The following is a 12,073-nucleotide window of genomic DNA, read 5'->3' as shown; positions in this document are numbered from 1 at the left end:
TGCAAGAGTCACTGACAACATCTTAGAGGACATCACTGCATGGCAGAACCGGCCACTGAGCAGTGTTTATCCTATCGTCTATTTGGACTGCATCGTCGTGAAGATACGTCAAGACAAGCAGATCATCAACAAGGCTATCTATCTGGCGCTAGGCGTGGGACTTGATGGTAAAAAAGAGCTGCTTGGTATGTGGCTCTCAGAGAATGAAGGCGCTAAATTCTGGCTTGGTGTTCTCACTGAGCTACAAAACCGCGGGGTACAAGATATTCTCATTGCCTGTGTCGATGGTCTAAAGGGCTTCCCTGATGCCATTAACACCGTTTACCCCAACGCTCAGGTTCAGCTGTGTATCGTGCATATGGTGCGTTACTCCATGAAGTTTGTACCATGGACGGATAAAAAGGCCGTAGCAGCTGATTTAAAGGCCATCTACGGTGCTGATACGCTTGAGCTGGCAGAGGCCAACCTTGAGCACTTTGATGATACTTGGGGTAAGGACTATCCGCACGTGGTTAAGTCTTGGCGCAATAACTGGGAGGGCTTAACGGTGTTCTTTGGTTATCCTAAAGATATCAGAAGAGTGATCTATACCACCAATGCGATAGAGTCGCTAAACAGTGTGATTCGAACGGCGGTGAATAAGCGTAAGGTGTTTCCCTCTGATCAGGCAGCATTCAAGGTGGTGTACTTAGCCACCCAGCAAGCATCCAAAAAATGGTCGATGCCAATCCGTAACTGGACGTCTGCTTTAAATCGCTTTATGATTATGTTTGATGATCGTATCAGTAAGCATTTAATCTAAACGGCAGTTACACAGAATTCGGGATGGTCTCAGAATGCTAGGATTAGCATAACTCCAGCTATCAGGTAAGTCCCATCACTTGCCATGACAATTAAGCAAAAAAAAGCAGATATCATCGATATCTGCTTTTCTATTGTTACAAAGCGGCTTCTAAATGACGCTTCAAACAACCATTAGCCTTGAGGCTTAATCAAATACTTCTCACCAGTCGCTTGTTTGCCATAGGCGGCGATTGATTTTAATTGCAGTGCTTATTCTAGCGTGACTTCATGAGTATAGCTGCTCGCAAAGGTGGTGGTGATTTCTTCTGCCACACGCTTACGCATTGCTTTCACCGTTTCACTGCCCAGCTTGCCAAGTGCATTAAATAATAAGAATCCATTAACGCCCCACGCAAAACCAAAGTTACGGTTTAGGGTGATCGGGCCGCGGTCTAAGGCACCATAAATATAGGCTTGTTTAAAGGTGTCTGACCCATAGACGCTGTATTCTTCTACATCGTGAGTAATTGCGGCTTCCATACAGTTTAGAATATCGCTGGACAGCTTGCCGCCGCCAATAGGGTCGAATGAAATAGTCGCGCCTGTTTCGATGAGCGCTGTGGTTCTCCGTTATCGATGCCGAATGGCCGGCTTTTTATCGGGCATTTTTACAATGGCTAGCGCCAGATAACTTTGATGAGGTCGGCAAGCAGCGAGCCCGACTGAGCGAGTTAATTCAAAAAGCTCTTCGACAACAGCTGTGAAGAGCGGCATCCATATACAGCCAAGACCACCTAACAAATGACTGCAGTGCGAATGCTGCAAATTGAGCTTTTATTTCACGTCATAATTTCTGGTTTTTCAGCATAAACTGACAATCACTCAGAATATAGACCTCTCTTCTAAAACTATTATTCGGTTTTTTTAGAGGATTGATAACGCTGGTAGTGTCTTTGGATCTCTATATACTCAGCAATACGCTTCGCATCATGCCACACACCCCAAATAAAGCTAGAGCCTTTGCCCGACAAGTACGGCAACCCGACAAAATAAATACCCGGCTCGCTAGTGACACCTTTGTTGTGTATCGGTGCGCCATTGTCTGCAAAAATATCAAAATCGAGCCAGTGGTAATCATAGCCAAAGCCAGATGCCCAGATAATACTGGTGATATTATCTTTGTCAAAATCGAGCGCGTCGATGGGCATGGTCATACACTCAGGCATATCCATCAACACTTTTGCTTCAGGCTCCTCAGGCAAATCTAGACCATTGTTTTCAATGTATCTGTCCATTTCTTCAAGATTGTCTAAATAGCTTTGTTCGGCACTGACGATGTTATCAACCAAATCATCGTTAAACGATACAGTATGGTCGGTAAATGCCTTGGTCATGCCAACTAGGGTGATACCCTCATGACCCATCTTTCTAAAATCAACGCTTTGTCCGCCATTCATACCACTCACTGCAAACCCCTTAATCGGCCGTTGCGGCGGCGTGGTCTCATGCCATGTGCCCAAAACACCCAGCCACCACACGTTGTCTCTGTCTCTGTATTTGCGCGGCGGACGCTCATGCGGGCCAACGGATAAGTATACCTTTTTACCTGCACTATTTAGCTCTGAGGCAATTTGCACTCCTGATGAGCCAGCACCGACGATCAGTACCGCACCCTCAGGCAGCTGCTCGGGATTTTTATAGTGATCCGAGTGTATTTGATACAGGCTGGTGTCTTGTGGGGCAATTTTAGGAATAAGTGGCTTTTGAAACGGTCCTGTGGCGACTACGACATTATTGGCAAAAAGCGTGCCTTGACTGGTGGTGACGCTAAAGCCTTTTTTGTTCTTATTTTTAACGATGTTTTGTACTTCTACGCCCGTCTCAATCGGTGCGTCAATCATCTTGGCATAGTTTTCAAAATACTCAGCGACTTCGCCGTGCGGCACAAAACTGTCTGGATCATGAGGGAAGTCCATATTTGGAAATTTATCATGCCAGCAGGGACCGTTGGCGACTAATGAATCCCATCGACGCGTGCGCCACGCCTCGGCAATTCTATTTTTTTCTAAGACGACATGCTCAATACCGAGATGGCCCAAATGCTCACTCATCGCAATACCTGCCTGACCTGAACCCACAATCAGTGTGTCTACACTTTTATTATCGATTGACATATGACCATTCTCTCTGCATAAAAATTAATATTTTGAATCATTACTTTTTGAAGATATGACTCTCTATCAAGGTCACATCCACCCAAATCATATTAATTTTTCTGTATTTAAAATGACAATCGTATGTCCTGAATAGCTACCTCAAAAAAACCGAATCACTCTGATATGGCTTAGCCTAACCACTGGAAAGGAAATCTTAATTTGCCTTGAATTTGATTTGCGACATACTGTTTGTAAGGCGATAGCACATCCTTTAACCATTACATACTGTCCATCTTCTTGAAGAATTGAGACTGATAAGAGATCAACCATGACATCTATGAAACATACCCGTATTCGAACCTTTAATACCCAAGAAACTTACCCTGAGCAAAATATCGATAACGACTTGTGCCAAGCAGTCGTCGCAAAAGGCAGTATTGTGTTTTTGCGTGGGCAAATCGGCCAAGACCTAGATACGAGTGAGAGCGTGTGTGTGGGTGATGTCAAAGGCCAAACCGAGCAAGCGATGCACAACATCAGTATGCTGCTAAAAGAGGCAGGTGGTGAGCTGACTGACATCTGCAAAATCACCATCTATATCATAGACCCCAGATACCGCGAAGACGTCTACCGGGTGGTTGGGCGCTGGCTAAAGGGTGTACATCCTGTCTCTACGGGCATTGTAGTCTCTGCGCTAGCACGTCCTGAATGGCTGGTTGAGATCGATGCGACCGCTGTAATTTAAAACCATAATTATACTAAGGATATATAATGACATTTTCTATTATTGCGCGATGTGAAAAAACAGGGCAGTTGGGTGCAGCGATCAGCTCCTCATCACCCGCCGTGGCCTCTCGCTGTATTCGTGCCAAGGCAGGCGTTGGCGTAGTTGCTAGTCAAAACATCACTGACCCTAACTTGTCGCAAATACTGATTGAAATGATGCAATACAACCTAACCCCGATCGATGCCGGTCATGAGCTGATTAAGAGCACTGAGTTTATTCAGTATCGGCAGCTGATGGCACTTAGCGCGACCGATGCACCTTTTGTATTTAGCGGTGAGCATACCTTGGGGACGTTTGCGACTGCGCAAGGTAAACGTGCTGCCTGTGCTGGTAATATGCTGTCTAGCACAGCTGTTCCTGAAAAGATGCTCATGACTTTTGAGCAAAGCGAAGGCTCTCTTGCCAGCAGATTGCTTGAAAGCTTAGTATCGGGTTATCACGCGGGCGGTGAAGAAGGGGAGGTGCATTCGGCAGGCTTGCTGGTAGTAGACAAAGCCACGTGGCCGATTGTCGATCTACGAGTGGATTGGTCAGACACGCCCATAGAGGACTTACAGAAATTATGGGACATATATGAGCCGCAATTAGATGACTATATTGTGCGAGCCTTGAATCCTACCATTTCACCGAGCTATGGCGTGCCTGGAGATTTATAAACCGCTATTTAATAAAAGGATCTATCGTGTTAAGTCGAATTACGTTACGTCAGATGGAATATTTTGTCACTACCGCAGAAATCGGCAGTATCATCATTGCCTCTGAAAAAATACATATCTCCTCGCCGTCAATATCGGCTGCGATTGCACATATGGAACAAGAGCTTCATGTCCAGCTGTTCATTCGCCAGCATGCTAAAGGCTTGCTTTTGACCGAGATCGGCGAGCAGGTCAAAGATGCCTGTAAAGTGATTTTGGCACAATCCTCTGATCTGTATTCAATGTCGGCTGACTTCACAGGCATTATGCGCGGCAAGATCAAAGTCGGCTGTTTTTCAGCCTTTGCGCCTTTTGTTTACGCTGAAATCATACATGGATTTGCAAATTTGTATAAGCAGGTAGATGTAGAAGCGGTGATTGACGATCATCACAATTTAACGCAAGAGCTCACAAAAAACACTTTAGATCTGGCTTTACTGTACGACTTACATATCGATGAGAACGTCATCAATTTTACACCGCTGGCTGACTTACCGCCGTACGTTTTATTGTCTGAGACGCACCCGCTGGCCAAGCACAAGGCGGTGACGTTAGAAGAGTTGGCCGAATATCCAATGATCCTGCTCGATATGCCCTACAGTAATGACTACTTCCTATCTTTGTTTCGCAAAAACAACCTCAAGCCCAACATTATCGACACCTGTAAATATGTTGATGTGATTCGCTCGATGGTGGGTAACAACATTGGCTACACCATCTTAAATGTTCGCCCAAAGAGCAACTTATCTAACGATGGTAAAAAGTTGGTCATGGTTAGAATATCTGGTGATATGAGGCCCATGAAAATCGGCATCGCCACGCCCAAAAACGCCACACTGACCAATGTCCAACAGGCCTTTTCAAGTCGTTGCCAAGCTTTTATTTCCAACCAATACATACCTGGCATGAGTGTCTCGTATTTCTCCGAAGCACATATCAAAAACCAAAAAGAATAAGGAAGGCAAATGCAACATCACTCAGAATGCCTAGCCGTATTAGAACAACTCATTGCTTTTGATACCACCTCTTATAAGAGTAATTTACCACTGATTGACTACGTCAAACACTATTTAGATCATAAGAATATCGACATCACTATCGATTATAACGACGCGCAGAACAAAGCCAATCTATTCATTAGCACAGGCCCTAAAGACAGCGCTGGCGTATTGTTGTCAGGCCATACCGATGTGGTACCTGTTGATGGTCAAGACTGGGACACTAACCCTTTTGAGGCCGTCATAAAAAATAACAATGTTTATGGTCGTGGCAGCGCCGATATGAAAGGGTTCATTGCCTGCGCGCTAGTCATAATGAAAAGGGCCGCGGACATGCCCTTAACTTATCCCCTGCATCTGTGCCTATCCTATGACGAAGAGATCGGCTGCGTGGGTGTCAGGCACATCCTAACGCAACTGAGCAGCTTAATTGTCCCGCCTAGAGTGGTGATTATAGGGGAGCCGACCTTGATGGATGTGGCTACCAGTCATAAAGGCAAAGCCGTGTTTCAAGTGCAGTTTTATGGCACAGAAGGACACTCCGCTCTTGCGCCAAATTATACCAATGCCATTCACGCGGCCAGTGCCTTTGTACAAAGCTTGATTGACAGTCAGCAAGTGGTTGCCAAAGAAGGACATCTGGATACGGGGTATGACATTCCTTACTCCACCATTCATGTAGGCAAGATTCACGGCGGTACCGCGTTAAATGTCGTACCCAATCTGTGTCAATTAGATTATGAAATTCGCAATGTCGCAGAAGACAGTATTGCCGCGATTCAAACACAGATCTTAAAGGATTTTGCGGCAAAAGATGCCAGCTATCGTTATGAGCTGCAAGACATCAATCAGTATCCTGGGCTAATGACCAACCAAACGCAGCCAGAATTAAAAAGTATCCAAGCGTTATTGCCGCAGTCCAACATCACCAAACTCTCTTTTGGTACAGAGGCAGGCTTGTTCCAACAATGTTTTGACTCTCCCATTTTGGTCTGTGGCCCAGGCTCTATCGAGGTTGCTCACAAACCCAATGAATACATTGCTATTAGTCAATTAAACGCTTGCAGTCACTTTTTAGACAAGCTTGTTGCGACGTTGTTATAGCTTCATTCCTTAACGAATTTTAGAGGACAGATCATGCAATTTGATTGGGCATATACTTTTAGCTTGCTAAAAGACACAAACTTCTGGCAAGCCACCTTAACTGTGATTGAACTTAGTGTATTGGTATGGATTTTGGGTATCGTCCTAGGTTTTGTGATGGCACTGGGCAAAAAATCTAAACTCAAACCTGTCTCGTTATTAAGCCGCGCTTATATCTGGTTATTTCGCAGTATTCCTTTGTTGGTACTTTTGATCTTCATTTACAGTATGCCGCAGGTGTTTCCACAAACCAGCGTGATCTTATCTTCGTCGTTCATGTCTGGTCTAATTGCCTTAACGTTATGTGAGACCGCCTATATTGCTGAGATTCATCGCGGTGGTCTCAACTCAGTCCATCAAGCTCAGATAGAAGCAGGTAAGGCGTTAGGTATCAAGCCGATGGGTATTCAGCGACTGATTGTGGTGCCACAGGCGCTAAGAATCGCCTTACCTACATTGAGCAACGAATTCGTCGTTATCGTTAAACTCACCTCACTGGTATCGGTTATTTCTCTGACAGAAATTCTACTGGTTGGACAGCGTTTGTATGCACAGAACTTCTTGGTGCTTGAAACCATGTTGGCGGTCGCGTTTTACTACATCTTGATTGTCACTGTTTTTGGCTTCTTGATTCAACGCTTTGAAAAATTTATCGATATTACGCAAAAGAAGCCCGGTATTTTGAAAGAAGGTGAGTTGGTTGGTAATATCAGTAGCAATAAATCATTGAATAATTACAAAGAAATAAACCAAGAACGCAAAGGTGATTATGCACTGGAAGCCATTAATATTCACAAATCCTATGGCGAGCACCATGTACTAAAGGGTATTGACCTTAACGTGAAATGGGGCGAGGTGGTGTCTATTATTGGCCCATCAGGCTCAGGGAAAACTACTTTTATTCGTACGTTAAATAGCTTGGAGACACTTAATAAAGGCACGGTTAATTTGATGGGTAATCCTTTTCTAAAAGATACTGTTCTGACCGATAAATCTAAGCCCTTTAAAGAGCAAATTATAAATATCGGTATGGTGTTTCAGAATTTTAATTTATTCCCGCATAAGACTGTTTTAGAAAATATCATGCTGGCACCTCAGTACCATAAGGTATATGACAAAGGCATCAATCAGCTGACCGCAATTGCGATGCTCGACAAAGTCGGTATGAAGGCCCATGCAAAAAAATACCCGCATCAGCTCTCAGGTGGGCAACAGCAGCGGGTAGCGATTGCCAGAGCTCTCGCGATGGAACCTTCTATTATCTTGTTTGATGAACCAACGTCTGCCTTAGATCCTGAGCTGGTCAGTGAAGTATTAAGAGTAATGGAACAGCTTGCCAAAGAAGGCTTGACCATGATTATTGTCACGCATGAAATGAGCTTTGCATTCGATATTTCCGACCGTGTCATCTTTATGGAAGGTGGTCATATTGTTGAGCAAGGATCACCTGAGGTACTGAGAAACAGTACCAACGAGCGCTTCAACCAGTTTGTACAAAATATTAATTAAAAGTAAGAACTCGTTTTCATAGATCAGTTTTTATATCAATCAGAGTCGCCAAAAAAGCCCTTATATGATCGTATATAAGGGCTTTTTCTTTAGTATTGCATTTTTTATATCAGACAAGTATGGATAGGCTGGACAAACAAAGTTTTTACTAAAAAAATTATTCAATAAAATCAGGTTCTTGTATCAGCAGTAACCTTTTAATCTCTTCTAAATGTGCTTCGCTAAAGTCCTCTATAGACTCCCAATCTTGAGCCGTCTTTTCTGCGACGTCATCAGGGATGAGGCGCAATGGCTGATTGGTCGCATAGGCGGTTGTGAGCACTTGGCAGGCGCGCTCAATGGTATACATGTCATCAAATGCCACACCGATGCTGTGCGAGCCGATAAGTACCCCGTGATTGCCCATCATCAGACGACTATGCTCGCCTAATAAGCTGGCGAGTCGTTTGCCTTCCGCATTGCTATCAGCCATACCTTGATAACAATCATCGTAGCTCACACGATTAAAATAGCGCGCCGTGTTTTGATCAATCGGTTTAATGGTCGGATCTTTTAGCGTTGAGATGGTAGTCGTATAAATCGGATGCAAATGCAGCACGCATTTGATATCTGGTCTTAATAGATGGATTTGACTGTGTATAGCCCACGCGGTTGGGTCAATTTTTGCCAATAACTCATTATCAGGATTATTGGTATCTAACAAGATTAAATCACTCGCTTTAATGGTCGAAAAGTGTTGCCATTTTGGATTGATCAGAAATTGACTACCATCTTCAGATACCGACGCACTGAAATGGTTGGCGACTGCCTCATGCATGTTCAGACGTGCAAACCAACGAAAACAAGCGGCAAGGTCAATGCGTGCCTGTTCTTCGCTTTTAAGATTGTTGTTTTTAAAGTCATTCATAAATCACCTCTGTATGTAAAATTATTACTATACAGAGTGTATTGAAAACAAAGCGATTTTTTTAAATAGGATTTGCAGTAGTAGTGGGTAGGTTTTTCAAAATTGCTTTTAATAGGTCGTCTTTAGTATAACTGAGTTAAGCGATAAAGATGTTACCAACACATTTAATACGGTTGTTTAAATTCATTAACCCACTAGGAATGACTACGATGAAGCCATTAAAAATGATATTACTTTCTGCCGCTGCAGGCTTAGTATTAAATGCCTGTTCGAGTGAAGCACCTACCAGTAGTCAAGAAAGCAGCGCCACTGCTACTGAGAGCGCAGGTGCTGATAAACGAGTACTAACCATAGGCTCTGATATGACCTTTCCGCCTTATGAGTATTTGGATGAGCAGGGCAATCCGGGCGGGGTAGATGTGGAGATTATGGCCAAAGTAGCGGAGCTTAATGGTGATATCACACCCAAATGGGAAGATACCAGATTTGCAAACCTCATTCCTGGGCTAAAAGGGGACAAGTTTGATGTGCTGTATTCAGCAATGTACATCACTAAAGATCGCTTAGCGCAGATTGATATGATTCCTTATTACAAGACCGACATCTCATTGCTGGTGCGTGGTGACTCAGACCTTGCACCTCAAGGGGCAGATGACTTATGTGGTCAAAAGGTTGGTGCGATGAAAGGCACAGAATTTGTCAATCAATTAGGAAAAATATCCGCCAAATGCGTGGAACAAAACCAAGGCGCTATCGAAATTCGTGAATACGAAACCTCACCGCAAACCTCTCAAGCATTGCTCTCTAGAGCTGTAGATATTCAATATGATGATGCTGCCGTCATGAAAGCCGCGGAAATGAAACTTGGCGATCGCGTGAAAATCACTTCAACACAAGAGCTATATCCTATTGTCGGCGGGATTAGTGTGAAAAAAGGTGATACTGAAACTTATCAAATCATCTCGGACGGTATAGAAAAAATGAAACAGTCTGGTGATCTAGAAAAAATACTGAGCGTCTACGGTCTAACCGTTCCAAGCCAAGCAGATATCGATCAAATAATGAATTAATCGGATAAGCAGCATAAGTAAAAAAGGAAGGAGTATTAAATGTTAACCAATGAACAAATTAAGCAGTATCACGATAGAGGTTATTTAGTAGTAGAAAACGCTATTGACTCTACTGATCTCACAGACCTTCTTAATCAAATAAATTTTTGGATAGATGAGAGTAAGGTACATGCCGAAGCTTGGGGTTCAACATTAGATGGTAGAGCAAGGTTTGATATCGATCCAAAAGATCACAGTGCTAAAAACCCCTCTCTACGCCGTGTTACATCACCGACAGAAATATCTGAGTCCTTTGCAGATATAGCACTTAAATCCAATATGTCAGAAATGGCAAGCGACTTGATAGGCGGTAATGGCACATGCTTTCACCATAGTAAAATCAATGCCAAGTTGCCCAATACGTCGACTACCGTCAAATGGCATCAAGACTTTCCATTTACGCCGCACACCAACGATGACATGCTGACGGCACTACTAATGATCGGTGAGGTTACGATGGAAAACGGACCACTACTGGTGGTGCCCAGTAGTCATAAAGAAGATCTGTTTTCCCATTGGGAAAATGGGAAGTTTGTGGGTAAAGTGAGTGATGACATAGAAGCGAAAAAATGCCAACAGTTTGTACCCTGTATCGGTAAGCCAGGTTCTATATGCTTTATGCATAGTAGGTTGCTGCATTCATCAGGGCCGAACAAAAGCGACTTGCCCAGATACTTATTCATCTCCGTATACAAGGCAGAAGATGCACATGCGCTATCACCAAACCCGCTACCAAGTAAGCATGAAGGCGCTTTGGTAAAAGGCGTGATAAGTGGTAATGTTAGATTGACTCCCAACCTTGTACAGCTGCCAGAAATACCTAAGGGTGCATCGTTTTTCACTCAGCAAGAAATGGCAACGATGGGTTAGTCTGATTTTAGATTTTAAATCTGGCATATTGTCTAATAAGATTATTTTAGTATCAAAGGTTAACGAAATGAAAACAATATTAACATCCCCTATTGAAGAGAAATGCGCTTGGTTCGGCAATGATATTATCAATAATAATGATTGGATAATTAGACTTGATGATTATTTATTGTCAGTTTTGGATGCGGCACATCAGCATATCACTAATCTAGGGAAAAAAGCTCCTCACTTTAATAAAGATGATATACATATTAAAGATGAAAAGTTTTTAAATTTTATCGATAAAATATCGGATCAACTTGAGAATGGCTATGGTTTTATTGTAATAAAAGGCTTAGATGTCAAACGATTTAATGAAGAGGAGCTTATAGATATTTATTATATCTTGGGCTTGTATTTAGGTATGCCTGTAACCCAGAATATACAACAACAACTGTTAGGCTATGTGGAAAATGCAGGGGATGTAAAAAATAAACAAACAAGAGTCTATCGAACAAATGCTAATTTACCCTACCACTCTGATATGTCGGACGTTGTAGGTCTTCTATCCATAAGAAAAGCGAAAGAAGGTGGGGAAAGTAGTTTGGTAAGTTTTGCGACAGTTTATAATACAATTTTAAAAGAATATCCAGAGTATCTAGCCTACTATTATCATCCAGCTTATTATAACCATCTTGGTGAAGATGAACCCTCATTAAGCCCCATATTTAGTTATTGGGAAGGCAAGCTAGCATGTCGGTACCTAAGACAATATATTGAGGTTGGACATGAAAGAAAAAATATTCCATTATCTAGAGTACAAAAGGACGCACTTAATATTTTCGATGAAATAAGTCATCGAAATGAGCTAAGAATTAATATGATTTTAGAGCCTGGTGATATACAACTATGCAATAACTATATTGTAATGCATTCAAGAACTTCTTTTGTAGATTATGATGAGATAGATAAAAATCGTAAGTTAGTAAGATTATGGTTGAAAATGCCTAATGCAAGGCAATTAGCGCCTGATTTTCCTGGTAGAAATGGTTTCTCATCTATCTCTTGAACTGAACCGCCCCGACTATATCGGAGAGTGGATTGCTTGAGTCAGGCAGCTTTGTCTGACTCACAAAG

The 12,073-nt window shown here is 42.8% G+C and carries 12 protein-coding genes; 9 read left to right on the top strand and 3 right to left on the bottom strand.

Features of this window, described 5'->3' with window-relative positions; genetic code table 11:
* Nucleotides 1–802, top strand: an 802-nt coding sequence (locus ACT3QP_RS12835; protein WP_444525768.1) for an IS256 family transposase, incomplete at its 5' end; no start/stop codon positions are given.
* A gap of 251 nt (nucleotides 803–1,053) precedes the next feature.
* Here ACT3QP_RS12835 and ACT3QP_RS12830 read toward each other — a convergent pair.
* Nucleotides 1,054–1,323, bottom strand: a complete 270-nt coding sequence (locus tag ACT3QP_RS12830) for a hypothetical protein (RefSeq protein ID WP_226940908.1) — start codon at nucleotides 1,321–1,323, stop codon at nucleotides 1,054–1,056.
* 371 nt (nucleotides 1,324–1,694) lie between these two features.
* Nucleotides 1,695–2,957 carry a flavin-containing monooxygenase gene (locus ACT3QP_RS12825; RefSeq protein ID WP_192992358.1) on the bottom strand — a complete coding sequence of 421 codons (1,263 nt, stop codon included), beginning with the start codon at nucleotides 2,955–2,957 and terminating at the stop codon, nucleotides 1,695–1,697.
* A 319-nt stretch (nucleotides 2,958–3,276) separates the two neighbouring features.
* On the opposite strand from ACT3QP_RS12825, the gene ACT3QP_RS12820 reads away from it, so the two are divergent.
* The 5 genes from ACT3QP_RS12820 to ACT3QP_RS12800 are packed head-to-tail and all read left to right on the top strand — an operon-like array spanning nucleotide 3,277 to nucleotide 8,071.
* Nucleotides 3,277–3,684 (top strand): RidA family protein, encoded by a 408-nt coding sequence (locus ACT3QP_RS12820; protein WP_192992365.1) that lies wholly within the window; start codon nucleotides 3,277–3,279, stop codon nucleotides 3,682–3,684.
* Between the two features lie 26 nt (nucleotides 3,685–3,710).
* Nucleotides 3,711–4,382 carry a DUF1028 domain-containing protein gene (locus tag ACT3QP_RS12815; RefSeq protein ID WP_192992359.1) on the top strand — a complete coding sequence of 224 codons (672 nt, stop codon included), beginning with the start codon at nucleotides 3,711–3,713 and terminating at the stop codon, nucleotides 4,380–4,382.
* Nucleotides 4,383–4,408: 26 nt separating this feature from the next.
* Nucleotides 4,409–5,377 carry a LysR family transcriptional regulator gene (locus tag ACT3QP_RS12810; protein ID WP_444525767.1) on the top strand — a complete coding sequence of 323 codons (969 nt, stop codon included), beginning with the start codon at nucleotides 4,409–4,411 and terminating at the stop codon, nucleotides 5,375–5,377.
* 9 nt (nucleotides 5,378–5,386) lie between these two features.
* Nucleotides 5,387–6,523: an acetylornithine deacetylase gene (gene argE / locus ACT3QP_RS12805; protein ID WP_192992361.1), complete on the top strand. Its 1,137-nt coding sequence runs from the start codon at nucleotides 5,387–5,389 to the stop codon at nucleotides 6,521–6,523.
* A 33-nt stretch (nucleotides 6,524–6,556) separates the two neighbouring features.
* The gene (locus ACT3QP_RS12800; RefSeq protein ID WP_192992362.1) at nucleotides 6,557–8,071 is read left to right on the top strand and encodes an amino acid ABC transporter permease/ATP-binding protein; all 1,515 of its coding nucleotides are present in this window, start codon (nucleotides 6,557–6,559) and stop codon (nucleotides 8,069–8,071) included.
* A gap of 157 nt (nucleotides 8,072–8,228) precedes the next feature.
* On the opposite strand, the gene ACT3QP_RS12795 is transcribed toward ACT3QP_RS12800, so the two are convergent.
* Complete coding sequence (locus ACT3QP_RS12795) at nucleotides 8,229–8,978, bottom strand: class II aldolase and adducin N-terminal domain-containing protein (protein WP_087813574.1); 750 nt, start codon at nucleotides 8,976–8,978, stop codon at nucleotides 8,229–8,231.
* 209 nt (nucleotides 8,979–9,187) lie between these two features.
* Here ACT3QP_RS12795 and ACT3QP_RS12790 point away from each other — a divergent pair, with 209 nt between their 5' ends.
* The 3 genes from ACT3QP_RS12790 (at nucleotide 9,188) to ACT3QP_RS12780 (ending at nucleotide 12,005) form a co-directional block, all read left to right on the top strand.
* Nucleotides 9,188–10,048 carry a transporter substrate-binding domain-containing protein gene (locus ACT3QP_RS12790; RefSeq protein ID WP_226945132.1) on the top strand — a complete coding sequence of 287 codons (861 nt, stop codon included), beginning with the start codon at nucleotides 9,188–9,190 and terminating at the stop codon, nucleotides 10,046–10,048.
* Between the two features lie 39 nt (nucleotides 10,049–10,087).
* Nucleotides 10,088–10,957, top strand: coding sequence for a phytanoyl-CoA dioxygenase family protein (locus ACT3QP_RS12785; protein WP_068407008.1), 870 nt, complete (start codon nucleotides 10,088–10,090; stop codon nucleotides 10,955–10,957).
* Nucleotides 10,958–11,024: 67 nt separating this feature from the next.
* Nucleotides 11,025–12,005 (top strand): TauD/TfdA family dioxygenase, encoded by a 981-nt coding sequence (locus ACT3QP_RS12780; protein ID WP_192992363.1) that lies wholly within the window; start codon nucleotides 11,025–11,027, stop codon nucleotides 12,003–12,005.
* Nucleotides 12,006–12,073 lie beyond the last annotated feature (68 nt).

Source organism: Psychrobacter sp. AOP7-B1-24 (genome assembly GCF_052376215.1).
Taxonomy (GTDB): Bacteria; Pseudomonadota; Gammaproteobacteria; order Pseudomonadales; family Moraxellaceae; genus Psychrobacter.
Note: the sequence above shows the minus strand (reverse complement) of the source record. Positions and strands in the feature narration are given on the sequence as shown.

Excerpts from the sequence above, each read along its gene's own strand:
- ACT3QP_RS12795 (WP_087813574.1), bottom strand. The coding sequence starts at position 8,978 with ATGAATGACTTTAAAAACAACAATCTTAAAAGCGAAGAACAGGCACGC.
- ACT3QP_RS12785 (WP_068407008.1), top strand. The coding sequence starts at position 10,088 with ATGTTAACCAATGAACAAATTAAGCAGTATCACGATAGAGGTTATTTA.
- ACT3QP_RS12825 (WP_192992358.1), bottom strand. The coding sequence starts at position 2,957 with ATGTCAATCGATAATAAAAGTGTAGACACACTGATTGTGGGTTCAGGT.
- ACT3QP_RS12815 (WP_192992359.1), top strand. The coding sequence starts at position 3,711 with ATGACATTTTCTATTATTGCGCGATGTGAAAAAACAGGGCAGTTGGGT.
- ACT3QP_RS12780 (WP_192992363.1), top strand. The coding sequence starts at position 11,025 with ATGAAAACAATATTAACATCCCCTATTGAAGAGAAATGCGCTTGGTTC.
- ACT3QP_RS12830 (WP_226940908.1), bottom strand. The coding sequence starts at position 1,323 with ATGGAAGCCGCAATTACTCACGATGTAGAAGAATACAGCGTCTATGGG.
- ACT3QP_RS12790 (WP_226945132.1), top strand. The coding sequence starts at position 9,188 with ATGAAGCCATTAAAAATGATATTACTTTCTGCCGCTGCAGGCTTAGTA.
- argE (WP_192992361.1), top strand. The coding sequence starts at position 5,387 with ATGCAACATCACTCAGAATGCCTAGCCGTATTAGAACAACTCATTGCT.
- ACT3QP_RS12800 (WP_192992362.1), top strand. The coding sequence starts at position 6,557 with ATGCAATTTGATTGGGCATATACTTTTAGCTTGCTAAAAGACACAAAC.
- ACT3QP_RS12820 (WP_192992365.1), top strand. The coding sequence starts at position 3,277 with ATGAAACATACCCGTATTCGAACCTTTAATACCCAAGAAACTTACCCT.